The following is a 424-nucleotide window of genomic DNA, read 5'->3' as shown; positions in this document are numbered from 1 at the left end:
ATGCTCTTCGAAGGTCATGATATCGGCCATCAACTGGCAAGGATGGGTGTCGTCGGTCAGTCCGTTGATCACCGGCACGGTGGCATTCTCGGTCAATTCCAGCAGCCGCTCATGCGAGGTGGTGCGGATCATGATCGCATCGACATAACGCGACAGCACCTTGGCGGTGTCGGCGATGGTCTCGGAACGGCCGAGCTGCATCTCAGTGCCGGTCAGCATGATGGTCTCGCCGCCAAGCTGGCGCATGCCGACGTCGAAGGAGACGCGCGTGCGTGTCGACGGCTTGTCGAAGATCATCGCCAGCACCTTGCCTTCGAGCGGCTTTGTCCGCTCGCCGGCCTTGAGACGGGCTTTTCGCACCACCGCGTCGTCCAGCATGAAGCGCAGATCGCCTTCAGAGACGGCGGAAAGGTCGGTGAAATGG

The 424-nt window shown here is 61.3% G+C and carries 1 pseudogene; it reads right to left on the bottom strand.

The annotated features are described in order from the left end of the window. Window positions 1-424 (bottom strand): annotated as a pseudogene (locus tag EN935_RS40290) (ornithine carbamoyltransferase); the annotation flags it as partial.

It is taken from the genome of Mesorhizobium sp. M7D.F.Ca.US.004.03.1.1, assembly GCF_003998635.1.
Classification (GTDB): domain Bacteria; phylum Pseudomonadota; class Alphaproteobacteria; order Rhizobiales; family Rhizobiaceae; genus Mesorhizobium; species Mesorhizobium loti.
This window is presented reverse-complemented; position numbering and strand designations above follow the sequence as displayed.